This window comes from Acetivibrio cellulolyticus CD2 (assembly GCF_000179595.2).
Lineage (GTDB): Bacteria > Bacillota > Clostridia > Acetivibrionales > Acetivibrionaceae > Acetivibrio > Acetivibrio cellulolyticus.
In genome coordinates, this window is the sequence record NZ_JH556653.1 from 2,093,056 (window position 1) to 2,093,824 (window position 769).

The window sequence follows — 769 nt, forward strand, 5'->3', positions numbered from 1 at the left end:
TAAACATGCCTTAAAATTCAAAAACCCCTCGACTCTGCAAACTAAATTTGCAGGGACGAAGGGTATAAAATCCTACGTGGTACCACCCTGATTTTGCATACATATAAAGTATGCTCTCAGGTGCATATAAATAATATGCACAGACTGTAACGTAGTCAACGTCATTGCTTACTTACACTTCGGCAATAAAGCTCCGGAACGAGTTATTCATGCAAATCATGCGCTGATTCTCACCAACCATCAGCTCTCTTGTAGCAATCATGTGCATCTTTATTTCCATCACAGCTTTTACTTCTTAATGTATAGTTGATAAATATTTTACCATCATACTTAAGTGTTGTCAATACTTTTTTTAATATGAATTGCCTACTATAAATTGCAAGTTAAAGTGACGGTAAAATTTTGGTAAACTTGTATAATGCAAACTATTGGCACTATTGTTCGGGATGTCAAGGGCGAGCATAGCTCGTTCATCGTAGGCAAAGCCGGAGACCCTTTACATCCATTGCACTATCATCCTTTTGTTCCCGGTCTGTTATGACAGACCGGCTGCCTTCTGGCGAGGACAGGGCTTGGGACAGAGTCCCAAGGTTTTAACTTGCAGCCATATCAATTGCAGACTTATATGCTAATATTCGTCTTGGATAGTTATTTATCCATGTTTCTATCCATTTTATCGTCTTTTTACTTATTCTCCCTATATCTGTTCCTTTTGGTATAAATCGGCGTATTAGCTTGTTTGTATTTTCGTTTGTGCCTCTTTCCCAGG

The 769-nt window shown here is 38.6% G+C and carries 1 pseudogene and 1 other annotated feature; the pseudogene reads right to left on the reverse strand.

Annotated elements, in window-relative coordinates:
• Positions 1–48 precede the first annotated feature (48 nt).
• Positions 49–292, reverse strand: a binding site (T-box leader).
• A 301-nt stretch (positions 293–593) separates the two neighbouring features.
• Positions 594–769: pseudogene (locus tag ACECE_RS30610) on the reverse strand (IS30 family transposase); the annotation flags it as partial.